Origin of the sequence: Cyanobium sp. Cruz-8D1 (assembly GCF_024345975.1) — a bacterium.
Lineage (GTDB): Bacteria > Cyanobacteriota > Cyanobacteriia > PCC-6307 > Cyanobiaceae > Cyanobium.
The window spans coordinates 44,084-68,986 of record NZ_JAGQCD010000017.1 but is presented as its reverse complement, the minus strand read 5'-3'; the positions used below and the strand labels follow the sequence as shown (position 1 = coordinate 68,986).

28 protein-coding genes and 1 tRNA gene are annotated in these 24,903 nt (G+C 68.7%); 15 read left to right on the top strand and 14 right to left on the bottom strand.

Going from position 1 to position 24,903, the window contains the following annotated elements:
• Genes KBZ33_RS11800 through KBZ33_RS11790 form a run of 3 tightly spaced genes read right to left on the bottom strand, consistent with a single transcriptional unit; the run spans position 1 to position 3,350 of the window.
• On the bottom strand, positions 1–2,136 hold the full coding sequence (locus KBZ33_RS11800; protein WP_254953168.1) for a transglycosylase domain-containing protein: 2,136 nt from the start codon (positions 2,134–2,136) through the stop codon (positions 1–3).
• Positions 2,133–3,125 (bottom strand): chlorophyll synthase ChlG, encoded by a 993-nt coding sequence (gene chlG, locus KBZ33_RS11795; protein WP_254953169.1) that lies wholly within the window; start codon positions 3,123–3,125, stop codon positions 2,133–2,135. The genes KBZ33_RS11800 and chlG overlap by 4 nt, the downstream gene beginning before the upstream one ends.
• Before the next feature lie 12 nt (positions 3,126–3,137).
• Positions 3,138–3,350, bottom strand: coding sequence for a DUF2862 domain-containing protein (locus KBZ33_RS11790; protein WP_254953171.1), 213 nt, complete (start codon positions 3,348–3,350; stop codon positions 3,138–3,140).
• A gap of 43 nt (positions 3,351–3,393) precedes the next feature.
• Here KBZ33_RS11790 and hisF point away from each other — a divergent pair, with 43 nt between their 5' ends.
• The 5 genes from hisF (at position 3,394) to KBZ33_RS11765 (ending at position 6,443) form a co-directional block, all read left to right on the top strand.
• Positions 3,394–4,191 carry an imidazole glycerol phosphate synthase subunit HisF gene (gene hisF, locus KBZ33_RS11785; RefSeq protein WP_254953173.1) on the top strand — a complete coding sequence of 266 codons (798 nt, stop codon included), beginning with the start codon at positions 3,394–3,396 and terminating at the stop codon, positions 4,189–4,191.
• Positions 4,192–4,271: 80 nt separating this feature from the next.
• A complete protein-coding gene (locus tag KBZ33_RS11780) occupies positions 4,272–4,598 on the top strand; it encodes a hypothetical protein (RefSeq protein WP_254953174.1) in 327 nt (108 codons plus the stop codon).
• A complete protein-coding gene (gene ubiE, locus KBZ33_RS11775) occupies positions 4,585–5,286 on the top strand; it encodes a bifunctional demethylmenaquinone methyltransferase/2-methoxy-6-polyprenyl-1,4-benzoquinol methylase UbiE (RefSeq protein WP_254953176.1) in 702 nt (233 codons plus the stop codon). The genes KBZ33_RS11780 and ubiE overlap by 14 nt, the downstream gene beginning before the upstream one ends.
• Before the next feature lie 99 nt (positions 5,287–5,385).
• On the top strand, positions 5,386–6,264 hold the full coding sequence (gene glyQ / locus KBZ33_RS11770; protein ID WP_254953178.1) for a glycine--tRNA ligase subunit alpha: 879 nt from the start codon (positions 5,386–5,388) through the stop codon (positions 6,262–6,264).
• Positions 6,261–6,443 (top strand): hypothetical protein, encoded by a 183-nt coding sequence (locus KBZ33_RS11765; RefSeq protein WP_254953180.1) that lies wholly within the window; start codon positions 6,261–6,263, stop codon positions 6,441–6,443. The genes glyQ and KBZ33_RS11765 overlap by 4 nt, the downstream gene beginning before the upstream one ends.
• Positions 6,444–6,471: 28 nt before the next feature.
• Here KBZ33_RS11765 and KBZ33_RS11760 read toward each other — a convergent pair whose 3' ends face one another.
• A complete protein-coding gene (locus KBZ33_RS11760) occupies positions 6,472–7,398 on the bottom strand; it encodes a porin family protein (protein ID WP_254953182.1) in 927 nt (308 codons plus the stop codon).
• Positions 7,399–7,436: 38 nt separating this feature from the next.
• Positions 7,437–8,342, bottom strand: a complete 906-nt coding sequence (locus KBZ33_RS11755) for a helix-turn-helix domain-containing protein (protein ID WP_254953326.1) — start codon at positions 8,340–8,342, stop codon at positions 7,437–7,439.
• A 185-nt stretch (positions 8,343–8,527) separates the two neighbouring features.
• Here KBZ33_RS11755 and KBZ33_RS11750 point away from each other — a divergent pair, with 185 nt between their 5' ends.
• From KBZ33_RS11750 to KBZ33_RS11730, 5 genes are read left to right on the top strand one after another with little or no spacing between them, the layout of a single operon-like run.
• Positions 8,528–10,033 (top strand): arylsulfatase, encoded by a 1,506-nt coding sequence (locus tag KBZ33_RS11750; protein WP_254953184.1) that lies wholly within the window; start codon positions 8,528–8,530, stop codon positions 10,031–10,033.
• A 26-nt stretch (positions 10,034–10,059) separates the two neighbouring features.
• Complete coding sequence (locus KBZ33_RS11745; RefSeq protein WP_254953185.1) at positions 10,060–10,977, top strand: formylglycine-generating enzyme family protein; 918 nt, start codon at positions 10,060–10,062, stop codon at positions 10,975–10,977.
• 3 nt (positions 10,978–10,980) lie between these two features.
• Positions 10,981–11,415, top strand: coding sequence for a DUF1622 domain-containing protein (locus KBZ33_RS11740; protein ID WP_254953187.1), 435 nt, complete (start codon positions 10,981–10,983; stop codon positions 11,413–11,415).
• Complete coding sequence (locus tag KBZ33_RS11735) at positions 11,415–11,801, top strand: YidH family protein (protein ID WP_254953188.1); 387 nt, start codon at positions 11,415–11,417, stop codon at positions 11,799–11,801. Before KBZ33_RS11740 ends, KBZ33_RS11735 begins: the two co-directional genes overlap by 1 nt.
• Before the next feature lie 5 nt (positions 11,802–11,806).
• Positions 11,807–12,691 (top strand): bile acid:sodium symporter family protein, encoded by an 885-nt coding sequence (locus KBZ33_RS11730; protein WP_254953190.1) that lies wholly within the window; start codon positions 11,807–11,809, stop codon positions 12,689–12,691.
• 12 nt (positions 12,692–12,703) lie between these two features.
• On the opposite strand, the gene KBZ33_RS11725 is transcribed toward KBZ33_RS11730, so the two are convergent.
• Positions 12,704–14,383 (bottom strand): mechanosensitive ion channel family protein, encoded by a 1,680-nt coding sequence (locus KBZ33_RS11725; protein ID WP_254953192.1) that lies wholly within the window; start codon positions 14,381–14,383, stop codon positions 12,704–12,706.
• Positions 14,384–14,491: 108 nt separating this feature from the next.
• On the opposite strand from KBZ33_RS11725, the gene KBZ33_RS11720 reads away from it, so the two are divergent.
• The 3 genes from KBZ33_RS11720 to KBZ33_RS11710 all read left to right on the top strand — a co-directional run bounded on the left by KBZ33_RS11720 (position 14,492) and on the right by KBZ33_RS11710 (position 18,012).
• Entirely contained in the window at positions 14,492–16,498 is a 2,007-nt protein-coding gene (locus KBZ33_RS11720) for a ComEC/Rec2 family competence protein (RefSeq protein WP_254953195.1), read from the top strand.
• A 23-nt stretch (positions 16,499–16,521) separates the two neighbouring features.
• A tRNA-Ser gene (locus tag KBZ33_RS11715) sits at positions 16,522–16,606 on the top strand.
• 188 nt (positions 16,607–16,794) lie between these two features.
• Positions 16,795–18,012, top strand: a complete 1,218-nt coding sequence (locus KBZ33_RS11710; protein WP_254953197.1) for a phage integrase central domain-containing protein — start codon at positions 16,795–16,797, stop codon at positions 18,010–18,012.
• A gap of 99 nt (positions 18,013–18,111) precedes the next feature.
• Here KBZ33_RS11710 and KBZ33_RS11705 read toward each other — a convergent pair whose 3' ends face one another.
• From KBZ33_RS11705 to KBZ33_RS11670, 8 genes are all read right to left on the bottom strand, one after another.
• On the bottom strand, positions 18,112–18,327 hold the full coding sequence (locus KBZ33_RS11705; protein ID WP_254953199.1) for an AlpA family transcriptional regulator: 216 nt from the start codon (positions 18,325–18,327) through the stop codon (positions 18,112–18,114).
• Positions 18,324–18,560 (bottom strand): hypothetical protein, encoded by a 237-nt coding sequence (locus tag KBZ33_RS11700; protein WP_254953201.1) that lies wholly within the window; start codon positions 18,558–18,560, stop codon positions 18,324–18,326. The genes KBZ33_RS11705 and KBZ33_RS11700 overlap by 4 nt, the downstream gene beginning before the upstream one ends.
• A complete protein-coding gene (locus KBZ33_RS11695; protein WP_254953203.1) occupies positions 18,560–19,213 on the bottom strand; it encodes a hypothetical protein in 654 nt (217 codons plus the stop codon). The genes KBZ33_RS11700 and KBZ33_RS11695 overlap by 1 nt, the downstream gene beginning before the upstream one ends.
• Positions 19,203–19,442: a hypothetical protein gene (locus tag KBZ33_RS11690; protein ID WP_254953205.1), complete on the bottom strand. Its 240-nt coding sequence runs from the start codon at positions 19,440–19,442 to the stop codon at positions 19,203–19,205. The genes KBZ33_RS11695 and KBZ33_RS11690 overlap by 11 nt, the downstream gene beginning before the upstream one ends.
• A complete protein-coding gene (locus KBZ33_RS11685) occupies positions 19,439–20,227 on the bottom strand; it encodes a hypothetical protein (RefSeq protein ID WP_254953207.1) in 789 nt (262 codons plus the stop codon). Before KBZ33_RS11685 ends, KBZ33_RS11690 begins: the two co-directional genes overlap by 4 nt.
• Positions 20,228–20,353: 126 nt before the next feature.
• A complete protein-coding gene (locus tag KBZ33_RS11680) occupies positions 20,354–21,037 on the bottom strand; it encodes a helix-turn-helix transcriptional regulator (protein WP_254953209.1) in 684 nt (227 codons plus the stop codon).
• Between the two features lie 74 nt (positions 21,038–21,111).
• On the bottom strand, positions 21,112–21,693 hold the full coding sequence (locus KBZ33_RS11675; protein ID WP_254953211.1) for a hypothetical protein: 582 nt from the start codon (positions 21,691–21,693) through the stop codon (positions 21,112–21,114).
• Positions 21,663–21,962 (bottom strand): DUF2786 domain-containing protein, encoded by a 300-nt coding sequence (locus KBZ33_RS11670; protein ID WP_254953213.1) that lies wholly within the window; start codon positions 21,960–21,962, stop codon positions 21,663–21,665. The genes KBZ33_RS11675 and KBZ33_RS11670 overlap by 31 nt, the downstream gene beginning before the upstream one ends.
• Positions 21,963–22,050: 88 nt before the next feature.
• Here KBZ33_RS11670 and KBZ33_RS11665 point away from each other — a divergent pair, with 88 nt between their 5' ends.
• Both KBZ33_RS11665 and KBZ33_RS11660 read left to right on the top strand, forming a co-directional pair.
• On the top strand, positions 22,051–22,227 hold the full coding sequence (locus KBZ33_RS11665) for a hypothetical protein (protein WP_254953215.1): 177 nt from the start codon (positions 22,051–22,053) through the stop codon (positions 22,225–22,227).
• Complete coding sequence (locus KBZ33_RS11660) at positions 22,214–24,730, top strand: AAA family ATPase (protein ID WP_254953217.1); 2,517 nt, start codon at positions 22,214–22,216, stop codon at positions 24,728–24,730. The genes KBZ33_RS11665 and KBZ33_RS11660 overlap by 14 nt, the downstream gene beginning before the upstream one ends.
• The last annotated feature ends 173 nt before the right edge of the window (positions 24,731–24,903 follow it).

Below are 24,903 nucleotides of genomic sequence, written 5' to 3'. Positions count from 1 at the left end.
TTAGGGCGGCGGCGGTGGTGGCGGGGCGATGGCGGGGGGTGGTGGCGGCGGCAACGGGGCGGGGGGCGCCACCGGCGCCGGAGCCGCTGGTGTGGCCGCTTCGCGGGAAGGGGCGGGCCGCGGCGCCGGGGCGGCAGGCGCCGGGGCATAGTCGGCCGGCGGGCGCTCGCTGGAGGGTTCCCAGGTGGGCGGAGAGGTGCTGCTCGGCTCCTGCTCCGGTGGCTCCCAGCGCTGGCTCTCGCGCGTCTCACGGTCGTCCGGCCTGGCGTCGGGCTGGGTCTGCTTCTGGCTGCGCACCGGCTTGAAGCTGCCGGTGAGCACGGGCTTGGGCGGGAACTTCTGCACCGGCATGCCCCTGGTCACCGGTTCCATGAACGCCCGCCAGGCGTAGGTGGCCAGGACGCTGGTGGTGCCCGTTCCCTTGTTGTTGTCGTACCCCAGCCAGACGCCGGTGGTGAGCTGGGGAATCGAGCCGATGAACCACAGGTCCCGCGCCCCCTCGGAGGTGCCCGTCTTGCCGGCCACCGGCCGGTCGGGCAGGGCGGCGCCACCACCCGTACCGCTTTGCACCACCTGCTGCAGCATCCACACCATCGCGTCGGCGATGTCGCTGTTCACCGCCCGGGTGCCGCGGGGGCCCTTGGCCCGCCGTGACCAGAGCAACACCCCGTCCGGCCCGAAGATCTCCTCGAAGGGCAGCGGCTGGTTGTACACGCCCCGGTTCACCATGGCCGCGTAGGCCGCCGTCATGTCGAGCACCGTCTGGTCGTTGGAGCCGATCGCCATCGACAGATAACGCCCCAGCTCCCGCTGGATGCCCAGGCTCTTGGCGGTGGCGATCACCGGGTCGTAGCCGAGCTTCTGCAGCAGGGCCACCGCCACGATGTTGAGGGAGTTCTGCATCGCCGTGGCCAGGCTCACCCGGCCCATGTAGCGGTTGCCGAAATTCCTGGGACAGTACTTGCCGAAGCAACGGGCGGAATCGACCACCGTGTCCTCCGGCTTCATGCCCTGCTTCAGGGCCGTGAGGTAGATGAACAGCTTGAAGGTGGACCCCGGCGAACGCAGGGCCTGGGAGGCCCGGTTGAACTGGGTCTTCTCCCAGTCCTTGCCGCCCACCATCGCCCGCACCAGACCGGTGCCCGGTTCCATGGCCACCAGGGCCCCTTCCATGCTGCCGGTGGCGTAGCTGTCGATGGTTTTCTGGGCCTCCACCTGCCACGCCGCATTCAGGCCGCTGCGGATCGTCAGCCCGCCCACCTCCAGCTGCTCGTCGCTGAGCACCTTGGGCAGCTCCTGTTCCAGCCAGCTGGTGTACCAGGGGGCCGGGTTGTAGAAGTACTTCGGCTCGGCCGGCTTCAGCGCCAGGGGCGTGGCCTCGGCGCGCGCCAGTTGCACGTCGTCGATGAAGCCCGCCTCGCGCATGCGCTGCAGCACAATCGAGCGCCGTTGCAGGGCCACCTCCGGATTCACCAGCGGCGAATACACCGACGGGGCCGGCGGCAGGCCGGCGATCAGGGCGGCTTCCGACAGGGTGAGCTGGTCGGGGCGTTTGGAGAAGTAGATCCAGGCGGCATCGGACACGCCGTAGGCGCTGGAGCCCAGATAGACGTAATTGAGGTATTGCTCGAGAATCTGCGCCTTGCTCAGCTGGCGCTCGATCTTCCCGGCCAGGGCCGCCTCCTTGAGCTTGCGCACGATCGTGCGGTCCTGGCTGAGGAACACGGTGCGGGCCAGCTGCTGGGTGATCGTGCTGGCCCCCTCCTCCACCGCGCCCTGCTGCAGGTTGCGCATCACGGCCCGGCTGATGCCGAGCAGGTCGATGCCGTCGTGCTGGTAGAAGCGGCGGTCTTCGGCGGCCACGAAGGCGCGCTGGATCAGCAGCGGCATCTTGCCGGCGGGCAGTTTCTCGCGCGTGGCCGGACCCTTCTTGAGCAACACCTTGCCATCGGAGGAGAGGATCGTGATCGTCCCCGGCCGGTTGAAGCTGTTGATGCGGCCGGAATCGGGAAGCATCCCGTCGAGGGCCCTGACCAGGGTTGTCTGGCCCAGGGCCACCAGCCCACCGGCGGCGGCCGCCGCCAGGGCCGGCACGAGCAGGCGCCAGTGGGAGCGCCGCGCCGGTCGGCTGGTCATGGCAGGGTCAGGTCGCTGTGGCCGATCGCCAGGGCTGTCACGAGCATGCCGAGCACCAGGAAGGGCTGGGCGCTGGCCTGATACTTCACATCAAAGGCGACGGGATCACGCAGCAGCCAGATGTCCTGGAAGGTGATCTGGGGGACGATCAGCAGCACCAGCAGCACGGCGGCGAAGTGCTGGCCGATGGCGATCAGCACCGCCACCATCGCCAGCTGGAAGAGGTCGATCATGCCGGCGCTGATCCAGCTGGCCCGTTCGATGCCGAACACCACCGGTAGCGATTGCAGCCCCAGGGCCCGGTCGCCTTCGACGCTCTTGAAGTCGTTGACAACGGCAATCCCCAGCCCCGCCAGGCTGTAGGCCAGGGTGAGCAGGGCTGTGGCCCAGGTGAGCTGGCCGAACAGGGCCTGGCCGGCCCACCAGGGCAGGGCGATGTAGCTGGCGCCCAGGGCGTAGTTGCCCAGCCAGCCGTTCTGCTTCAGCTTCAGCGGTGGCGCCGAATAGATGTAGCTGACAAACGAGCCGCCCAGCGCCAGCAGCAGCAGCACCGGCGTGCTGTGGCCGGCCCAGACATCCAGGCCCCAGGCCACGGCCAGCCCGGCCAGCAGCAGCACCACGATCTGCAGCCGCACCTGGCCCAGGGGAATCGCCCCGGAAGGAATCGGCCGGTAGGGCTCGTTGATCGCGTCGATCTCGCGGTCGTAGTAGTCGTTGATCGTCTGGGTGTAGCCCGCCAGCAGCGGACCGCTCATCAGCATGCAGGCCACCGAGGCTCCCACCTCCGGCAGGGTCCAGTGGAAATTTCCCGACGCCGCCGCGCCGCAGATCACGCCCCAGATCAGGGGGATCCAGGTGACGGGCTTCATCAGCTGCAGCCGGATCTTCCAGATGTTGGAGCTGCCGGTGGCGCCCTTCATCCCGAGCAGCTGCCTTGCGCCACCGGAGACGCCTGGCGAGCCGGCGCTGCTTTCGGGCCTCTGGCTCATGGGTGGGCCGTCTCAGGCAGGGGTGATCTCATCATCGAAGAACCAGGTGGTGGTCCCTCCGCTCAGCTCCACCACCACGCCGACCCCCGTGCCATCGGTGACCCGGAAGTCCTTGACGGTGCCGGTGGCATCGGCCTTGAGGGCCGCCACCAGAGTGGCCGGAATCCGATCGCGCACGCGGGTGACCCGCACCTTCGAACCGATGGTGATGCCAGCCTGGGCCATGTCCGGCGGGATTAGAAAGTGGAGAAACCTTAACAGCGAACCCTTGGTAGCCAAACGGATCATCCCCTGTCTCGACGTGGCCGGGGGCAGGGTTGTCAAGGGCATCAACTTCGTTGGTCTGCGCGATGCCGGCGACCCGGTGGAACTGGCCTGTCGCTACAGCCTCTCCGGCGCCGACGAACTCGTCTTCCTCGACATCGCCGCCAGCCACCAGGGCCGCATCACCCTGTTGGACATGGTCGAACGCACCGCCGAAGCAGTGACGATCCCGTTCACCGTGGGCGGCGGCATCGTCAGCGTTGAAGGCATCACGGAGCTGCTGCGGGCCGGTGCCGACAAGGTGAGCCTCAATTCCTCGGCGGTCCGCACCCCGGAGCTGGTGACGGCCGGTGCCGATCGCTTCGGCTGCCAGTGCATCGTCGTGGCCATTGATGCCCGTCGCCGCGCCTCCACTGGCGACGCCGCCACGGCCTGGGATGTCTTCGTCAAGGGCGGGCGGGAGAACACCGGCCTCGATGCGGTGGCCTGGGCCCGGCGCGTGGTGGCGCTCGGTGCCGGCGAAATCCTGCTCACCTCCATGGATGGCGACGGCACCCAGGCGGGCTACGACCTGGCCCTCACCCGGGCGGTGGTTGAGGCCGTCGAGGTGCCTGTGATTGCCTCCGGAGGCGCCGGCTGCATCGATCACATCGCCGCCGCCCTTGATGGGGCCGGGGCCTCGGCCGCCCTGCTGGCCTCCCTGCTCCATGACGGGGTGCTCACGGTGGAAGCGATCAAGACGGATCTGCTGCGGCGGGGTCTGCCCATCCGCCCCCTGCTGGTGCCCGCAGCGACAGCCTGAGGAGTCCCAGGCCGTTTCCATCGCAGTCGCTGCTTCAATTCACGTAACATTAAGGTCCACACGCGGATGGCGGTGCATCGGTGAACGCCTTCCTGCTCCTGCCAACGCCCGTCGTCACGGCCATCGCGCTGCTGGTGGTGCTGGTGGTGATCTCCTTGGTGGCCTGGGCACTGCAGTTGATGCAGGCCGCCAACGACCGCCGTGAATTTTCGCTGATGCTGGCCGGCTGCATGGTCTGCTCGGCGGCCGTCGGCCTGGCCGCCGTGATGGTGCTCACCTTCACCAGCCCGGGCCGCCTCGAAGCCCGTGGCCTGACGGCCCCCGAGCTCGAACCGGCGGGCGTCAGCCTGGATGGGATCGTGCTGCCTTGGGAAGACACCCCGACCGCCCGCCTTGGCAACAGTTGATCCCGAGCAGATCAGTGATCTGTTCGACGCCATCGCCCCCCGCTACGACCAGCTGAACGATCTGCTCAGCCTGGGGCTGCACCGCCTCTGGAAACGGCAGGCCCTGCTCTGGTTGCGTCCCCGGCCCGGCCAGCGCCTGCTCGATCTCTGCTGCGGAACCGGCGATCTGGCCCTGGTGCTCGCGTCTCGCGTCCGCCCCGGCGGTCTGGTGCTGGGCCTCGATGCGGCCGCCGCGCCTCTGGCGATCGCCCGCCACCGCGCCGCCCGTCAGCCCTGGTTGCCCCTGCAATGGCAGCAGGGCGATGCCCTGGCCACCGGCCTGGCCGCTGGCTGGGCCGATGGGGCGGTGATGGCCTATGGCCTGCGCAACCTGGCCGATCCCGCCGCCGGCCTGGTGGAGTTGCGGCGCCTGCTGCGGCCGGGCGGGCGGGCCGTGGTGCTGGATTTCAACCGGCCCGATCCCGCTTCTGTCCCGGCCGCCTTCCAGCGCTTCTACCTGCGGCGTCTGGTCGTGCCGGCCGCCCGCGCCGTGGGCTTGCCCGAGCAGTACGCCTACCTGGAGCAAAGCCTGGCCCGTTTCCCCACCGGCCCTGTCCAGGAAATGCTGGCCCGCGCCGCCGGATTTGCCGTCGCCCGGCACCGGCCCCTGGCCGGCGGCCTGATGGGGCAGCTGGAGCTGCTGGCCTGAGTCCCCGCTTCAGACCCTCGCCGCAGCTTCCGCGAGCACCGATCTGGCAGCATCGAGCCACCCTTCCTGCCGTCCTGGCCAGAACCCGACCGGCGCACCATGCTTTTCCAGGACATCATCGCCAGCCTCAACCGGTTCTGGGCCGACCAGGGCTGCCTGATCCTGCAGCCCTACGACACCGAAAAAGGCGCCGGCACCATGAGCCCCCACACCGTGCTGCGGGCGATCGGCCCGGAGCCCTGGGCGGTGGCTTACCCCGAGCCCTGCCGGCGCCCCACCGACGGCCGCTACGGCGACAACCCCAACCGGGCCCAGCACTACTTCCAGTACCAGGTGCTGATCAAGCCCTCCCCGGATGCCATCCAGGAGACCTACCTGGCCTCCCTCGAGGCCCTGGGCATCCGCGCCAAGGACCACGACATCCGCTTCGTGGAGGACAACTGGGAGTCCCCCACCCTGGGGGCCTGGGGTGTGGGCTGGGAGGTGTGGCTCGATGGCATGGAGGTGACCCAGTTCACCTATTTCCAGCAGTGCGGCGGCCTCGATTGCCGGCCGGTGTCGATCGAGATCACCTACGGCCTGGAGCGGCTGGCGATGTACCTCCAGGACGTGGAGAGCCTCTGGGACCTGCGCTGGAACGGTGAGCGCAGCTACGGCGACATCTGGCTGCCCTTCGAGAAGGGGCAGTGCACCTACAACTTCGAGGCCGCCAACCCCGAACGTCTGCTGCAGCTGTTCGCCCTGCACGAGGCCGAGGCCGCCGATCTGGTGGCAGCGGGGCTGCCGGCCCCGGCCCTCGACCACGTGCTCAAGTGCAGCCACACCTTCAACCTGCTCGAGGCCCGCGGCGTCATCTCGGTGACCGAGCGCACCGCCACCATCGGCCGCATCCGCCATCTGGCGCGGCAGGTGGCGGAGGCCTGGCTCGAGGAGCGCCGTGCCCTCGGCTTCCCCCTGCTGACCCCACCGCCGGCGTGAAGCGGACCCTGCTGGTGGGGGTGTTGGTGGTGGGCGGCTTCCAGGCCGGCCGGCTCACCGAGCGGGCCATCTGGCCCTGCCGCCTGCGCCCCCTCGCCGCCTTGGTGGCTCCCCTGCTCGGTCAGGAGCTGCCTAGCCCCCAGCTCTGCGAGCTGATGCTGAAGCTGCCGAATTTCTGAGGCGCCGCTCGCGCCTGCGCGGCCAGCGTCAGGGAGCCACCGCTGGGGCAGCGTCCGGTGTCGCCGCCAGCGCTGGGCCCCTGGGCGCCCCGCCGAAAAAGAACTTCACGCCCACTTCAATGCCGTTCAGGTTGGTGCTGAAGCCGTTGGAGCGATCGTCGCCGTTGTTCCACTTCAGGCCCATATAGCGCCAGGACAGGTTCAGATCGGTGTTGTCGCCGATCGCATAGCCCAGGCCCACCTGGGCGTTGCCGCTGAGGTCCTGCTGGCCCGCCAGGCCGAAGCCGCCCACGTCGGCGCGGGCGAAGGCCCGCAGGCGCGGCGAGAGGAACACGCTGGCCTGGGTGCCCACCAGGGGTTGCACCCAGGTGCGCTGAAAGCTGCGGCTGGGCTCCAGCAGGGTGCGGCCGAAGGGGCCAGCAAGGGTGGCGGCCAGGTCCAGCCGACCATCGATCAGCCGCAGGCCGGCATAGGGGATCACCGCGTAGCTCCCGGGCTTGCCGATGGCCGATTCCCGCTCGCCGAAGCGGTAGCGCAGGGCCAGGTCGTAGACCCCCAGCTTCTGGCCCACATCGGCCGTCCCTGTGAACAGACTGCGGGGACCCACCAGCCGGCTGGCCTGGTCGCCCAGGTCGATGTACCAGAGATCACCCAGGAGGCCCAGGCGGCCCTTTTCGACGCTGCCGCGAGCGGAGGCGGCGAAGCGCAGCACGCTGAGGATCTCGCCGAGGTTCTGGTCGACTTCGGCCTCCTGACCACTGATCGTGGTGGTGCCGGTGGTGCGCAGCGGCGCCAAGCCGTAGAGCTCAACGGTGCCACTCCAGGGGTTGACCGTTGGGGCCTGGGGGGCCGGGCTGACGGCCGGTTCAGCCAGGCTCGTCGCCGGCCACAGCGGCGGCAGCACCAGGGCCAGGCCGGCCAGGACGGGAACCAGACGCTGCGTGCGGTCGTTCATGGCAAGGGCGCAAGGGACAGGGAAGATGGATAGGAGGCTCAGGCCCGGAGGCTGGTGCGGGGATGCTCGCCGAACAGGCCGCGATAATCGCGGGCGAAATGGCCCGCGTTCAGGAATCCCCACCGGGCGGCCAGCTCGGAGATTCTCGTGGTCTGGGGATCGGCCAGCAGCAGGGCACGGCGCACGCCGTGCAGGCGCTGGAGCTTCAGGTAGGCCATCGGGCCCATGCCCAGGTGCTCCTGGAATCCCTGCAGCAGGCTGCGCCGTCCGGCCGCGACCTGGCGGCAGAGCCCATCGAGGTGAATCGGCTCGTCGGGATGCTCCGCCATCCAGGCCTGGGCCGCTTTCACCAGCTCGATCCGAGCGGGCGGCCGGGCCAGCCGTTCGCTGTGGCCGTTGCGCTGCGCCAGGGCCTCCACCAGCAGCGGCACCAGGTCGCCGCACAGCAATTGGCGCGTGGCCGGATCCTGCATCAGGGACGGGTGGCGCTCGGCGAGGCGGAAGATCCGGCGCAGGCAGGTCCGCACCCGCTGGAAGCGCAGCGGATCGATCGCCTGCCAGTTGCCCTCCGCCAGCGGCTCCTCCAGGCCAGGGCCACCGAGCTCCTGGGCCCACTGCAGGAACCGCTGCCGATCCAGGCTCAGCAACGCCAGGCTGCACCGCTCCGGGGTGGTGAGGTGGATCTCCCCGGCGGCGGCCAGACCGAACAAGGCCGTAGCGGGCAGTTCCATCCCGTGGGAGCGGATCCCGGCCTGAGCCTGGTCCGCGCCCAGATCGAGGGCGATCAGCTGGCGACCGTTGGGTTTGGGCCCACCCCCGTGCAGGGGCCGATCGAAGCGCAGCCGCAGCACCTGGAGCGCCCCAAGGTCGAGCGGCAGCAGCTCGCCGTGAAGACGTCCGCCGGCGAGCTGGGTGAGCTGCACCGGCAGCAGGGAACTGAGCACCGCCTCCAAGGCCGCGATGTCGTGGCTGGGGCCGCATGAGGGAGAAGGGGAATCGCACTTTTTGAGTGTTCGGATCCGTCCTCTCTGGGCATCCTTTGGGAGCGTGCCCTCCGATTCCGTGGCGACCGTCACGTAACGACTGGGGACCTGAACTCTCTTCCTACCCCACCACTCCCTCGCCAGCCATGCCCAACGGCCAGCCCAACATCCTCATCCTCTGGGGCGACGACATCGGCCAGAGCAACCTCAGCTGCTACAGCGACGGCCTGATGGGGTACCAGACCCCCAACATCGACCGGGTTGCCAAGGAGGGCGGCCGCTTCATCCACTACTACGCCGAGCAGAGCTGCACCGCCGGCCGGGCGGCCTTCATCTCCGGCCAGAGCGTGTTCCGCACCGGCCTCAGCAAGGTGGGGCTGCCCGGCGCCGAAATGGGCTACCGCGCCGAGGATCCCACCATCCCCGAACTGCTGCAGCCGCTGGGCTATCGCACCGGCCAGTTCGGCAAGAACCACTTCGGCGACCGTGACGAGCATCTGCCGACGATGCACGGCTTCGATGAGTTCTTCGGCAACCTCTACCACCTCAATGCGGAGGAGGAGCCGGAGCTGCCCGACTACCCGAGCGCCGAAGACTTCCCAAATTTCAAGAAGAACTTCGGCCCCCGTGGCGTGTTGCATAGCTGGGCCAATGGCGACGGCACCCAGCGCATCGAGAACACCGGCCCGCTGACCAAGAAGCGGATGCAGAACTGCGACGAGGAGTTCATGGCCGAGGCCAAGCGCTTCATCCGCGACGCCGTGGCCTCCGGGGAGCCCTTCTTCGTCTGGTTCAACACCACCCACATGCACTTCCGCACCCATGCCCGTCCCCAGGACGTCGGCCAGGCGGGTCGCTGGCAGTCGGAGTACCACGACGTGATGATCTATCACGACAACTGCATCGGCGAGATGCTTGATCTGCTCGATGAGCTGGGCATCGCCGATGACACGATCGTGATGTACAGCACCGACAACGGCCCGCACATGAACAGCTGGCCCGATGCCGGCATGACCCCGTTCCGCAACGAGAAGAACTCCAACTGGGAAGGGGCCTATCGGGTGCCGGCCCTGGTCCGCTGGCCCGGCAAGATCGCCCCGGGAACGCTCTACACCGGCATCGTCAGCCATCTCGACTGGCTGCCCACCCTGCTGGCGGCCGCCGGCGAACCGGAGATCAAGCAGAAGCTCCTGGAGGGCCACACCGTGGGCGCCAAGACCTTCAAGATCCACCTGGATGGCTACAACATGCTCGACTACTGGACCGGCCAGAGCGACAAGAGCCCCCGGGTGGAATTCTTCTACTTCTCCGATGACGGCGACCTCACCGGCCTGCGCTACGACAACTGGAAGTTCGTCTTCATGGAGCAGCGTCAGCCCGGCACCTGCCAGATCTGGGCCGAGCCGTTCATCGTGCTGCGCCTGCCGAAGATCTTCAACCTGCTCACCGACCCTTATGAGCGGGCTGACGTCACCTCCAACACCTACTGGGACTGGATGCTGGACCACGCCTTTGCTTTGGTGCCGGCCCAGACCATCGTGGGCCGATTCCTGGCCACGTTCCAGGCCTATCCGCCCCGCCAGAAGGCCGCCAGCTTCTCGCTGGAGGAGGTGATCAACAAGATGACCTCCGCGGCCAGCGGCGGCCACTGAGGAGGGCCCACCATGCAGGTCGCGCCATGACACCGGGGCGCCCCCCGGCGCGGGACATGGTCTGGATCCCCCCCGGCGATTTCCTGATGGGCTCCGACCACCACTACCCGGAGGAGGCCCCGGCCCACCGGGTGGCGGTGGCGGGCTTCTGGATCGACCGCGCCCCGGTCACCAATGCCCAGTTCCTTCGCTTCGTCAAGGCCACGGGCCACGTCACCGTGGCCGAGCAGCCGGCCGATCCGGCCGCCTATCCCGGCGCCCTGCCGGAGATGCTGGCTGCGGCCTCGATCGTGTTCGTGCCTCCGCCGGGGCCGATCGGCACGGGCGATCCCTACCGCTGGTGGCAGTACCTGCCCGGGGCCTGCTGGCGCCATCCCGAAGGACCGGGCAGCTCGATCAAGGCCCGCGATCACCACCCCGTGGTGCATGTGACCCACGCGGACGCGGCGGCCTATGCCGCCTGGGCCGGTAAGCAGTTGCCGAATGAAGCCGAGTGGGAGTGGGCAGCGCGCGGCGGGCGCCAGGATGGCGAATTCGCCTGGGGGGATGAGCTCCACCCCGGCGGTCGGCCCATGGCCAACACCTTCCAGGGGGACTTCCCGCACCACAACAGCCGGCTCGACGGCTGGGAGCGCACCTCGCCGGTGGGGGCCTTCCCGCCCAACGGCTATGGCCTGCTCGACATGATCGGCAACGTCTGGGAATGGACCGACGACTGGTACGTCACCCATGCCAGCGGAATCGACAACCCCGGTGGCTGTTGCCGGGAGGCCAGCATCGATCCCGCCTCCCAGCACGGCAGCCTGCCCCGCAAGGTGGTCAAAGGCGGTTCGTTCCTCTGCGCCCCGAGCTACTGCCGCCGCTACCGGCCCGCCGCGCGCCTGGCCCAGGGGATCGACACCTCCACCTGTCACATGGGCTTTCGTTGCCTGGTGAGGCGCTGAGCCATGGCGGAACTTCCCCTGATGGAGTGGTTCGATCGGTTCGCGGAGGCCCTGCGCTTGGTGCTGGAGGCCGTGTCGCTGGTGTGCGTGGCCCTGGGTTTCGCCGCCACGCTGCGCCTGGGCCTGCGTCAGATCCGGCGCCAGGCGCTGCTCCTGGGCCACGGACGCCAATCCCAGGGGCGGCGGTTCAACAGCCTCCGCCTCACCTTCGGCAGCTGGCTGTCGATGGCGCTGGAGTTTCAGCTGGCCGCCGATATCGTGGCCACCACCACCGCCCCCTCGAACCAGAACCTGATCCAGCTGGGGGTGATCGCCGTGATTCGAACGTTCCTCAACGTCTTTCTGGGCCGGGAAGTGGAACTGGAGCTGAAGTTTGAGGAAGCCCAGCGCCAGCAGAGCCAGCCGAGTACGCCCACCGACACCACCGCTTCTTTCTGATGGCGAACCTCAACAACGAACTGGCCAAGGAGCGCAACCGTGCGGCGGCCGAGCGCACGATGATGGCCTGGATCCGCACCTGCCTGTCGCTGATCAGCTTCGGTTTCGGACTCGACAAGATCATCGGTGCCATCAACAGCAGCCGCTTCGATCGCAGTGCCCATGCCGGCCTGAGTGTGCGGCTGATCTCCATGGGTTTCGTGCTGGTCGGGATTGTGGCGATGGCGGCGGCGACCCGTCAGCACCTGCGCACGCTCAAGCTGATCCGGCGCGACGACTTTCTTTACGCTGATCAGCGCTCGATTTCCATCTTCACGGCGGTTGCCCTCACCGTCATCGGCATCTTTGCCTTCGTGTTGCTGATCATGGGTTCCCCTTTCGCCTGACTGCCATGCCCCAAGCCGCCGCCTTTCTGGTCACCGCCACCATCGTGACCCTGATGTTCAGCCTCGGTCTGGGGCTGAAGCAATACCCGTTCCGGCTGCTCAGGGATCGCCCCGCCTTTCTCGGGCGCGTGATGCTCGGCACCTGCGTTCTGGTGCCCCTGGCGGGGCTGGCGCTGGTGCTGCTGCCCCTGCATGGCCTGCTGAGCCGGCCCGCCTGGGTGGCCATGGGCCTGATGCTGGCGTGTCCCAGCGCCCCTTTGATCCTGTTCCGGGTGCGCAGCAGTGGCGGCACGGCCGAGCTCGCGGCGCGGCTGCAGATCGCCGCGGCGCTGCTGGCCATCGTCACGATTCCACTGCTGGAGATCGTGTTCCGCACCGGCGCCGGCCTGCGCGGCTGGGAGATGGTGGATTGGGGAATCACCCCGGCCCAGGTGGCGGGCCAGGTGCTGAAGGTGCAGGTGCTGCCGGTGATCGCCGGGGTGCTGCTGGGGCAGTGGAAGCCGCAGCTGGCCCAGCGCTGCAGCCAGGCCCTCGGCAAGCTGGCCACCGTGCTGCTGCTGATGATGATGGTGGCGCTGGTGCTGCTCAGCGGCAAGCTTCTATTGCCCTTCCTGCAGCAGAACCTGGTGGCCCTGGCCGGTATGGCCATCCTCAGCGTGCTCAGCCTGGTGATCGGCTACGGCCTCGCAGGCGCGGACCCTTTGGAGCGCCGCACCGTGGCCCTGGTGACGGGCATGCGCAACACAGGCCTGGCCGCCCAGCTGGCGCTGACCTACGGCAAGGCGCTGCCCGGTCTGATCCCCGGCATCCTGTCCTATGTGCTGATCACGGTGATCGTCACCACCCTGTTCTTGAAATGGCAGCAGCGGGAGCTGGCGCCCACCGGCTAACCCTCTGGCGAATCAGGCGTTCTTGTCGTTGGTCTTGGGCACGGTGCTGGCGTTGCCGTTGCGGATGGCGTGATAGCCGGGCGAGAGGATCTCCACGTCGGCGGCGGCGAACTGATCCTGAAGCGCCGCCAGCACATCCGAGAGGGTCTGGCGGTAGGTGTCCGGTGCGCGCACGAAGGCGGTGAGTTCGTAGCTGATGTGGAAGTCGTTGAGAGAGGTCTGCAGCACGAACGGAGCGACCTCGTCGGTGAGGCCCGCCACGCTGCCGGCCGCCGCCAGCATCAGCGCGTGCACCCGGCGCCAGGGCACGTCGTAGCCGATGGTGATGGTGGTGGCGATCGCCACCGGCTGCCGGATCTCCCGCCGCGAAAAGCTGTAGTTCACCACCGAAGCACCGATCACGCTGGCGTTGGGAATGCTCACCAGTTCGTTGCGGGGCGTCTGCAGGCGGGTCACCAGCAGGGCCCGGTCCTGCACCACCCCCACCACCCCGTTGATCTCCACCCGGTCGCCTTCGCGGAAGGCCCGCGTATAGATCAGCATCAGGCCGCTGATGATGTTCGTGGTGACGGCACTGGAGCCGATGGCCGCCAGGGCGCCGAGGAACAGGCCGGCCCCCTGGAACACCTTGCTGCTGGAGCCAGGGATGTAGGGAAAGGCCGCCGCCAGCCCGAACAGACTGAACAGAATCGTCACCAGCCGGGAGGTGGGCAGGGCCCATTCCTGGTAGAAGCCGGGGAGGCGGATCCGCCCGTGGTGGATGGCCCTGAACCAGGCCTGGCTGGCCCGGATCACGAGCCCCGTGATCACCAGAACCACCACGATGGACAGCAGGTTCGGAATCGCCTGCACCCCCGAGCGCAGGACACCCAGCAGCGTGGTTCTGATCTGACCCCGCAACCCTTCGGCGATGCCTGCGGTGGGAGGGAAGAATCCCAGCAAAAGGGGAATCAACAGGTAGCTGACCACCAGCACCAGTGTCCAGTGCACCAGCTGGCGCAGCCATTGCATCAGCTGGCGCACCTGATCCGCCTCGACGAACCCGGCCACACCCAGGCGGCCCAACCCCTGCATCACGAAGTGGGAGCGTTCGGCGAAATGGCGCCGAAGCCGCCGGTTGAGCCGTCCCTGCAGCCGCAGCCAGAGGATGTAGACCGCCAGCACCAGCGCCGCCAGCGCCGTTCCCTTCAGCCAGGCGCTGGAGGTATGGGTACCCCGGTAAGTGCTGATCGCCCGCCGCAAGTCGTCCCGGTAGCGGAGCGCCAGCTGCTGCCGGCTCAGACCGAAGCAGGCACCGGCGGGATCGTCCACGCCCAACTCAGGCGTGAAGCGGCCATCGCTTTTCAGGATCCCGACCAGGGAGAAAGGTGGCTGCTCCTGCACCACGATCTGGTCCGGTTCGAAGCTGCGGTCCTCGGCCAGTTGCTGAAGGCGGACGTTGCTGCGACCCACATAGTCGTCGATCTTCTGGGCGCCTGGAGCCCGGCGGATCTCCAGATCGCTGCGGCCATCAAGGCCGATGAAGCCGGGTGTGGGTGCACAGCCTGCCTTGGCCTCCGCCGAGGCGGTGTCCGCCATGGCCCAGGTGGGCCTGGGTGGCAGGCTCAGCCCAAGGCCGAACACCAGCACCAGCAGGGTGGCCAGCGCGCCGAGGCGCCACCGCGTGCGAGGCCCATTGTGTCGCTCGACCACCGTTCCCCTGGATCAGCCGATCGGATTGTCCCGTGGCGGCCCAGTGGCGTCGATGGCTGGTGTGGTCGTGGCTTTGGAGGTCATCGCGGCCTCAGGGAACCCTGGAGCATGCTCCGTTCTCCCCTGCTGCCCCTGCTGTTGCTGCTCGTGGTGCTGGTTCAGGCCCAGTTGCGGCCGCTCCAGCCCGCCGCCGGGGATCCGCTGCGGCTGCTCGACGGTGGGGATGGCCCCCAGCTGGCGATCCTGACGGGACATCTGCTGAGCGATCCGGTGGCCAGCGCGGCTTCCGAGGCCGCCCCCGCTGGCCAGGCCGGCCCCTGCCGGGTACTGCTGCAGACGGCAGGGGGCCGCAGCGAGCTGAGCTTCGGCACCTGTCCGGCGTTGCGCGAAGGCTGGGGCGTGCGGGTGAGCGGACAGCTGCGGCGCCCCCGGCCGGCCCCCCATCCGCTGCTGGCCGGGCCGGCCGAGCGACTGGCCCGCCAGGGCAGCTGGACCCGCCTGTCGGTGGAGCAGCTCGAGGTGCTGCGCCGGCCCGCCACCCCGATTGCCGACCTGCGCCGCAGCATCGCCGCCCGTTTCGTGGCCGCGGCGGGGCCGGAGCGGGGCGGCCTGCTGGCGGCCCTGGTGCTGGGCAGCGCCGTGGTGCCCCTGCCGGCCGAATTGCGCGCCGACTTCCGCGTCGCCGGCCTCTCCCATGCGCTGGCGGCCTCGGGATTTCACCTCAGCGTTCTGCTGGGGGCCGTGCTGGCCCTGGGCCGGGGCCTCGGCCGCTGGGCCCGGCTCGCCCTGGGCGGTGGCGCCATGGCGCTGTTCCTGCTGCTGGCCGGGGCCCAGCCCTCGGTGGTGCGGGCGGTGCTGATGGGGGCCATCGCCCTGGTGCTGCTCGAGAGCGGCCGGCGGGGGCGGCCCCTGGGGATCCTTGGCCTGAGCCTGGCGGCCATGTTGCTGCTGCGGCCGGCCTGGCTCCACGACGTCGGCTTCCAACTCAGCGCCGCCGCCACCGCCGGCCTGGTGCTGACGGCCAGGCCCCTGGAGCAAGCCCTGGCCGAGCGGCTTGGCGGTAGGCCCCCCGGCTGGTGGGCCTGGCTGGCCCCCGCCCTGGCGGTGCCGCTGGCCGCCAGCCTCTGGACCCTGCCGCTGCAACTGCTCCACTTCGGCGTGGTGCCCCTCTACGCCGTGCCGGCCAACCTGCTCGCGGCTCCCCTGCTGACGCCGCTCACCCTCGGGGCGATGGCCCTGGCACTGGTGGCCGTGCTGGTGCCGCCCCTGCTGGCGCCGCTGCTGGGGCCCCTCGGCTGGCTGGCCGCCTTACTGCTCCAGCTCGCCCATGTCGTCGCCGGCCTGCCCCTGGCCCAGTGGCAGAGCGGCCGGCCCCTGCCCCTGCTGGTGCTGCTGTTCACGCTGGCGTTGCTGGGCCTGGTGCTGCCGGGCCTGGACCGGCGCTGGCGGCGATGGGCGGCCGGCCTCGGCCTCGGGGTGCTGGTGCTGCACCTGGTGCTGCTGGGCGGCGACCAGCTGCTGCTGGTGCACCAGGGGGAGGGGGGGCCCGGCCGTGATCTGTTGTTGGCCCGCCACCGCGGCCGTGCCGCCCTGGTCAGCAGCCGCGCCGATGGTTTCAGTTGCCGCCAGGCCGGCCAGCTGGCCCAGGGTCTGGGGGTGGCCCGCTTTGATTGGGCCCTGCTGCTCGATCCGGTGGCGGGCGCCGATCCGGCCTGCTGGAGCCGCCAGGCGGCGCGGGTGGTGGCCTATGGCGATGGGGCGGTCCCCCTGGCGGCGGGGCAGCGGTTGGCGAGCCGGGGGCTGGCGGTGCAGGCCCTGGCCATGGACAGCCACGCCCTGCGCCTGCAGCTGGGCCACCAGCGCTGGCTGCTGCTGCCCGATCGGCAGTCGCTGGCCAGCTGGCGGTCGGGCCAACCGGCGCCAGCCGCAGGGGCGGCCTCTGGGTCGGCGGCGGAGTCCGTCTGGCTGGGGTTCCGCCCCCGGCCCGCCGACCATCGCGTCCTGCTGGTCCACGGGCCGCGGCAGGTGTGGCTCAGTGGACCGGGACCAGCCGGAGCCCCCCTGCCGCCAGGCTGGCGGGCCAGTGGGGCGAGCGGGGTGCTGACCGCTCCGTAAGATGCCAATCGGCCGAAGGGCCTGGAGAGGTGGCTGAGTGGTCGAAAGCGAACGACTCGAAATCGTTTGAAGGGAAACCTTCCGTGGGTTCGAATCCCACCCTCTCCGTTTCAGAGCTCAAAACGGGGATTCCCAAAGGTTCCCGTGATGTCCCACTGATTCCCGAGACCCACTGCCCTGTACTGGGTTTTCTGCTGTTTGGGCGTCCCATGGCATCCCAGCAAAACCCAGGCAAGCAAAAAATTGTGGTGGTGTAAGTGGTGGTGTAAAACTGGGGTGGTGGTGTAAACGGGGTCTTGGCTCTAACCGACAAGGAAGTTCGCGCTCTGCCACAGGGATCTCGGCGATACCGGGTCTCGGACGGCGGCGGCCTGCTTCTTGAGGTCGACCCCGCCGGCGGCAAGTACTGGCTATGGCGGCACCGCTTCCCGCCCACCAAGGACGGCCGTCGGCAGGATTTGCGCATCGGGCCATACCCCAGGACTTCGCTCAAGGCTGCACGCGACATCCGTGATGAGCAGAAACGTCTTCTCTATGAAGACGGAATCAATCCCTGTGATGCCAAGAAACGCACCAAAGATCAGCGCTGGGGCAAACATGCCCAGCTCACCTTTGAGGCCGTTGCACTCGACTGGCACGCCACCAAAACGGCCGGCACCTGGACGGAGCGGCACAGCGATGACGTTCTCAAGAAGCTCAACAAGGACATCTTTCCCGCCATCGGCGGCATGGCCATTGATGCCATCACCGCTCAGGACTGCCTGGCCGTGCTGCGCTCCATCGAGCAACGCGGTTCCAATGAAACCGCCAAGCGCTCCCTGGGCGTGATCAGCCAGGTGCTCGATTACGCCGTCGCCATCGGCCACTGCACGATCAATCCGGCCCACTCCCTCAAGCGCCACGCCCCCGTCAAGCAGACCACCAGCCACTACCCCTGCATCGCCTGGAGTGAGCTGCCTGAGCTGCTGGCGGCCATGCGCGCCAACAGTATCGGCGCCGATGCCAGCACCCTCAACGCCATGGGCTTGCTGGCCCTGACCTTCGTGCGCACCAGCGAGCTGATCGCCGCCCGCTGGGAGGAGCTCGACTTCGAGGAGGCCCTCTGGACCATCCCGGCCGAGCGCATGAAGGGCCGACGTGGCAACCGCCGTGAGCACCTCGTGCCCCTCTCCCGCCAGGCCGCGGCGCTGTTCCATTCCCAGCACGCCATCAGCGGCCCCAGCGGCTACGTGTTCCAGAGCCAGCGCACCGCCACCGGCTTTATCAGCAACAACACCGTGAACATGGCCCTTAAGCGCATGGGCTTCGATGGACGCATGTGCGGCCACGGCTTCCGAGCCCTGGCCATGACCAACATCCAGGAGCAGCTTGGCATCGACCTACGTATCGTTGATCGCCAGCTCGCCCACATCGAGAAGAACAAGGTCACCGCTGCGTACAACCGCGCTGAGTACTGGCCGCAGCGCGTCGAGATGATGCAGCGCTGGGCCGATTTAATCGATCAGGTCCGCTGAGACAGTCAGCTTCCGCGGGTTGCAAGCGGCGCACAAAAAAGCCGGCCCCGTTAAGGGCCGGCCAGGGCTGTTGTTCGGGCGGCGGCGCCGTTGATTCGCTCACCGTCCACTCGGCTGTTGCACTTCTGACTGGATCCGCTGCTCGATCCAGGCCTCCAGGTCGTCCTGGCACCAGGCCACCGTGCGGGGTCCGATGCACACCTGCCGGGGGAACTGCCCCTCAGCGATCAGCTTGTAGATCGCCGTGCGCGACAGCCCCACCTTCTCCTTGACTTCCGGCAGCCGCAGCAAGCGCCGGTTCGAGGCGTAGCTCATGGTCTCACCTCCCTCGGCGCGATCCATTGCACCTGCGGCGGCACTGGCCCCGCCAGCACCAGCAGCACCGTGCTCAGCTGAAAGACCAGCACCAGCCACAGCAGCCACTGCAGCTGCCGCAGGCTGCTCAACCGCACGGTGGTGCTGATCGGTCGGTGCGTGCGGCAGAAGGCCGGCAGCTGTGGCTGCCCCATGGGCCGCGGCGTGCGGCCGGGGTGTTGGGGGTGGGCCATCAGAACGGCACCTCCCCATCGGCGAACTCATCGCCGTAGTCCTCCCCATCCGCCAGCGGGATCGCTTGCTGCTGGCGGGCAGCGGCTTCATCGGCCCTGTAGGCCTGCTCCGCCGCCTCGATCCAGGCGGGATCTGTGCCCTCGCGGACGCTCAGCGGACCGTAGAAGCCGATCGTGACGTTGCGCGGCACCGCATCAGCGGCGGCCTGGTCTTCGATCTTGGGGCCCTTGGGGTTGCCGTCCTGGTCGTACTGCTGCGCCCAGCGGGTCTCGAGTACCAGCACATCCCCCACAGTCAGCCGGCCGCGGCGGTGCTGACGGCGCGCCTCGATCCACTCGCCGAATCCCTTGGCCTTGAGGATCAGTCGCACCCGATCCCCCGGTGCCGGCACTCCGCCCTCATCACCGATGCGAGCCTCCATCGTCGTGCCGGGCATGGCGATGGCATGGATGACCATCTCCTGCTTCACCTTGGGCCGGCCCTGCCGGTCGGTGCCGTTGGGGATCGATTCCATCGCGCCGCTGCTGAGGTTCTTGCGCAAGCGGTCGCGCTGCTCCGGGCGCACGATCGCCAGATAGGCCACCTCACCGAGGCGCTGTTGACGGATCACCGGCGCCGCGATGCGGCTGCCGTCGTTGAGTTCAATCGCCATGGGACTTGCTGTTCAGGGTGGAAGAGAAAGAGGTCAGGGGAAGCAGGGGCTCCAGGCCGGCACCCAGCCGCAACAGGTGATGGGCGGCGCCCGAGAGACTCAGCTGGTGCTCGGCCGACAGCTGCTTCACCTGCCGGTAGACATCGCTGTGCACGCAGACGCACAGGTAGTGACGGCCGTGCTGCGACCGCGGCTGGGGCCTGGCGTAGGCGCGATGGCAGACGCTCATGGCGTTCCTCCCGCCAGCTCGCGCTCGAACACGTCGATGAAGTCCTTGTGGCGTCGCTGGGTGATGCGGTCCTTGATCGTCCGCACCTCCCGGGGCACCTGGAAGTGGTGGCGGAACTCGATCGTGAAGCGCTTGCGCGCCTCCTGATGCATCGCCCCGAGGAACTTGTGCAGGGTGGCGATCTCCTCGTCCGACAAGGGCTCCAGGCCGGAGTCGCCTGCTTCGGGCCCATCTGGAACGCCGGTGTCCCACTCGTCGTCTGCGGCCTCAGGGTCGTCAGAAGCGTGGGCGGGGGCGGCGGCTGCAGTGCCGACGCTTGAAGCGCTCGCGCCCGGGGCACCTGGCTGCGACGGCCGTGGCTGCGGTCGCACCTGATCCGGCTCGATAGTCAGAGGAGAGTTGCCCACAGGAATGCCCAGCAGGCCCGCCAGCAGGGAGGCGGTGAGCGCATGCCAGGCCGCACTGCCCTCCTGGGGCGCCTGGGCCTCGCTGAACTCCTCGGCGCCGCCGCGGTGCCGCAGGGTTACCCGCAGCACCTCATGCTCCTCGTTGATCAGCTTCTGGGCGCTGAACGAGAAGCCCAGGGCAAAGGCCGGCGCCGCCGCCTGAACAACCTCCTGCATTGAGGTGTCGGCGATGGCGGCCATCTGGGACTGGAACTGGGCCAGGCCCTCGGCCCACTGGGCGCGGGCCTGCTCGCGGCTCTGCAACAGGGCCTGGTTGAGATCAAAGACGGCGGTGGGACCTGGCGTCGGCTCCATCCGCCCGCAAGGGGTGGTGGTCATCGAAGGCACTGCGGGACCGGCGCCCGCTTGCCCAAGATATTAGCGGCTCGCTAATCCGAATCTGTATCCTGTGCAACGCATGACATGGCGTACTCCGAACCTGCCCGGGAGGTGTTCGTGCCTGCCTCAGCTGGCGCCCGACTTGGTGGACCATTCCTCCAGCCAGCGCTGCGGCAGCCACGCCTCTCCGTCCCACATGCCCTGCAGTTGCTCGGCGGAGTACGGCTCAAAGCCGGCCAGCATCGCCTGAAAAGCCTGCCGCTGCTTGACTGGCGCTGCCTTGGAGGCGGAACTCAGGGCCTCCATCACGCCGATGCCGTGCTGCTTGGCGGTCTGCGCTAGCTGGCCGCGCCACTGCTCGCTCAGCTTTGCCGCTTCTGCGGCATCGACCTCGGGCTGGGCCGGCACGGCAGGCGCCTGGTAGGCGCTCGGCACCGGCAACAGCCCCAGGTGGCAGCTCCAGAACTCCGCTGGCCCCCACACCCGCTCCTCGTCATCCACCAGGGGCTTGGCCTGGCTGATCAGATCTTTGAGGGCGCGGGTGCGCACGCCGCTGAAGTCTCTGGCGGCCAGCCGGCGGTTGACCTCGGCGAGGGCAAAGAAGCTCTCCGGCCGCGGCTTGGGCGCCTTGCCGTTTTCGAACACGCTCAAGGTGCTGGGCGCCATCACCTCAAAGCCGGCCTCCTTGGCCCACTTGTAGGCGGTGTACTGGGTCCAGTTGTTGAGCTCCCGCCAGCGCCTGAGCATGCGCCCGAACTCCTGACCGGCTTCGAGCTGCTTGGCCTCGATGTACCGGTACTCAGAGCTCATGCGAACTGGGATCTGGCCATTAGCGAAAGGCTAAGGCATCCCAATCATGACCATGAACCGGTGACGTGCCTGTTTCAGAGCGGTGTGGGCGCTGGCGACCATGTCTTGGACGCTCGCTTTGGCCTGCCCCGACCAGCCCTGGTGACGGGGTGGTGGACGGGGCGCCGCCCTCTCCGCCGGGCGTATCGCGACGGTTTCACATTGCCCATCGGCACCACCCAACCGCCGGTAACAAGCGGCGCAGGCCAGCAGATGGTCTCGCGCAGCAGGCGCTCCAGCTGCTGGCGCTGCTCCGGCTCCAGCAACGCCACGGGCTCGACGATGCGGCTGTCGGGTCCCAGGGTCCAGTCGTCGCGTTGGCAGCCGTAGACCCAATCACGGCCGTCGGGCGCCTGCGCCCAATGCAGGGCGCCGAGCTGGTCACGCTCGATCGCGATCTCCAGCTGCCAGCCGCTGGCCAGATCGAGCCGCATCCGCCCCCACCAGATCTCACTCCAGGGCCTGTCTGCCAGGAAGGCCTCTCCCGCCAGCAGCGCCCGCAAGGCCTGCTGGATCTCGGCGGCGCAGCAGCGGCTCAGGGGGTGCAGAGCGGGTGACGCAAGCCATTGCCACGGCACCACAACGCCTACTCCCCTGGGGCGATCGGTTTGCCGCAACAGCGGCAATGGCCGGGATGGCGGACGCGGATGCGGCAAAAGCCATGGGAGTCGGCTGTGGGCTGCCTGTGGGGCACCCCTGCCGTCGGCACTCCTGGCGCGGACGCTGCAGAGGGAGGTTGCCCGCTGACCTGCAGGCCGTGCTCACGGATCAGCCGGCAGGCCAGATAGGCGCTGGTGCGAGCCTCCTCCAGATGGGGTGAGGCGCTCATCGCCACCAGCTTGCGGACCTTCTCCGCTGCCCGATCCGCCGCTGCGCTGTCGACCATGCCCTGTTCGCCAATCGGATCAGCTTAGCGAGCCTGTGCCAGCATGAATAAGCTGATTCGACATGCCGAGGTTCCCATGCCCTCGATGATGACCCCGCTCTCCGTGCAGTTCACGCTTGAGCAGCGGGACTGGCTGGATGCGCGCACCCACGGCGGTGCGCTCTCGCGATCCTCAGTGATCCGGCTGATCGTGGCCGAGGCGATGGAACGCGACCAGCTCGCCAGCAAGCCCCGTAAGCGCCAGGGGCTCGATGGCCAGCGCTGAACCAGCCGCCCCCGCCCAGGCCTGCATCGACCACGGCGCAGCCGAGCAGTTCCTCTCCCTGCTGGGCAAGGACCCAGCCAGCGCCCGGCTGCGTGCCTTCCCCCACCGCGCCAACCCCGCCAAGGGAGCAATCGGCGCCCGCAAGGGTCCTTTCGAGCTGGCAGTGGCGGAGCAGTGGCAGCGGGAAGGCCGGGGCATCTACCTGGTGATCAACGACGGCGGCGACCGCAAGAGCGAGATCACGGCCTGCCGGGCGTTCTTTGTGGAGTGGGACGACCGGCCGATCGCCTGGCAACTGAACGCCTGGCGCGAGCTGGGGCTGCCGGAGCCCTCGCTGATCGTGCTCAGCGGCGGCAAGTCGGCCCACTGCTACTGGCTGCTGGAGCAGCCCATCCCGCCGCAGGAGTGGGCGCCGCTGCAGGCGGAGCTGATCGCCTACGCCGGCGGTGACCCCCACTGCAAGGACGCATCGCGGGTGATGCGGCTGCCCGGCTGCTGGTATGTGGATGCGGCCGGCGAGCCCACCGCCCTGGTGGAGCTGGTGCACGTGAGCGGCCAGCGCTACGCGCCTGAGGACATCGCCCTGGCGCTGCTGCCCGATGAGTTCGCCGAACCCGCTGCAGGCCCGGCGCCGCGGCACGCCATCCCCTTGGATGAGCCCAGCGAGCGGCCAGGGACTGGGATCCCTCTGCCAAACCTCGACGACGAGGACTTTGGGCCGCCGCGGCCGCTGGAGCAGATCCGCAGCGCTCTGGCCGCCATCCCCCGCCGTGTGGCCGGCAGCAACACCTACGCCGACTACCGCAACCTCCTCTGGGGGTTGATTCAGGCCTGCGAGCAGGCCGGCCACGACCGGGAGCTGGCGATCGCCTTGATGGAGGCCCACAGCCCCTCGGTCAGCTGCGGCTGGGACATCCGCCAGGTGGCCAGCTCCGGCGGCGAGCAGATCAGCGCCGCCACGTTCTGGTTCCACGCTCGTCAGCACGGCTGGCTGCCGCCGGAGCCGGCTCACACCCCCAGGCCTCCCGGGGCGCAAGCAACAGGCAGCCGCCGAAACCAGGGCGACACCGGCGGGCGCCATCCCGGCGGCAAGAGCGCCGACCGCACAAGCAGCAGCAATGCCAGGGGCACCAAGAGAGCTGGGCCTGGTGCAGGCCCGCAGCGCTTTTCCCCCAGACCCGACACCCGGGTGCGCTGGGGGAAGGTGCATCTGCCGATTCCAAAGCGGCTACAGGCGCTTGAGCACTGCATCCGCTCGCTGGCGGTCCGGGAGCGCAACAGCCTCTGGCGTTACGCCCGCGTGCGCGAGGCCCATGCCGCCCTGCAACTCAAGACCGCCCTGCGGCTGCAGGAGATCGGCCAGCTCACCCTCGAGGCTCTCGACCTGCGCAACGGCAACCGCTTCCACGCCCTCACGGAAGACGAACGGGCTGCGATGCCCCCACCGGCGGTGCAGTGGGAAATCCCGGGCTGCATCCCGCGCCGCGACCTCTCGATCGTGGGCGGCCGCGCCAAGGTTGGCAAGACGCGGCTGGTGCATGCCCTCGCCCGCTGCCTGCTCTGCGCCGAGGACTTCCTGGGCTTCGGGGCGCCAGAGGAACCGCGGCCGGTGATCCTGGTGACCGACGACCAGGGCGATGGCGACACCGCCCAGATGCTCCAGCAGCTGGGGATCTGGGATCACCCGTTGCTGCTCTGGTCACGCCGCTTCCGCGCCACGGAGGCCAACCTCGATGCCCTGCTGGCCTGCCTGGCCGAGCACCCCGGAGCGGTGGTGATCCTCGATTCATTGCGCTCGATCACCCGCAGCTGCTGCTTTGGGGAGAACGACCCGGAGATGGGGTCGCTGATCTACGACCTCAAGCACCAGATCACCGATGCCGGCGGCACGTTGCTGCTGATCCACCACTGCAACAAGGCCAACGACACCACCGGCACCGAGGCCCTCTCGGGCCACAACGCCATTGCTGGGGCGGCCAACACGATCTTGACCCTGCACTACCTGGCCAAGGGCAATCGGCTGATCAAGGATTCACCGCAGCGCCGCCTGGTGCGCGAAGCCCGCTCCGGCCCACCCGCCGATCTGGTGGTGGCGATCGATGGCAGCAGCGGCGCCTTTGCCCGGCTGGGCACCTACGACGACCTGCAGGAGCAGCAGGAGCAGGAGAGCGATCTCGATCGCGCCGCTCAGCGGGTGCGCAAGGCCAGCGAGAAGCAGAAGGAGGCTCTGCGGTATCTCCAGGCGCTGCACACCAACGGCCTGGCCGGGGTGGGCCTGCTGGAGCTGCTGCAATCGATCAACGCGGCGCCGCCGGAGGCGCGACTGAGACGAGATCTGGAGGGAGAGGCGCTGAGCATTTACACGACCCTCGGCCGTTTCCTCAGCAAGCTCGACGGCCTGGTGACGACAACCAGGGTGGGCACCAGCGGCCAGAGCTACTACCTGCGCTACGGGCTCAGTGACGCCGGCGCGGAGTGGTTGGCGCGTGAGTTCGACCTGTAGGGGGCTGAAATCCTTGTTTTCTTTCCCATCGACTGCGCCGCAGGCATTTTCAGCGAATTTGTGGGTGCGTTTTTTTTGTCAAACTCTCGAATCTTTGCTGCCACCACAGGGCATGAGCAACGCGACGCCGCTGGCGTGAACGCTCGTCGTACAGGGGCTGGAATCTTTGCTTT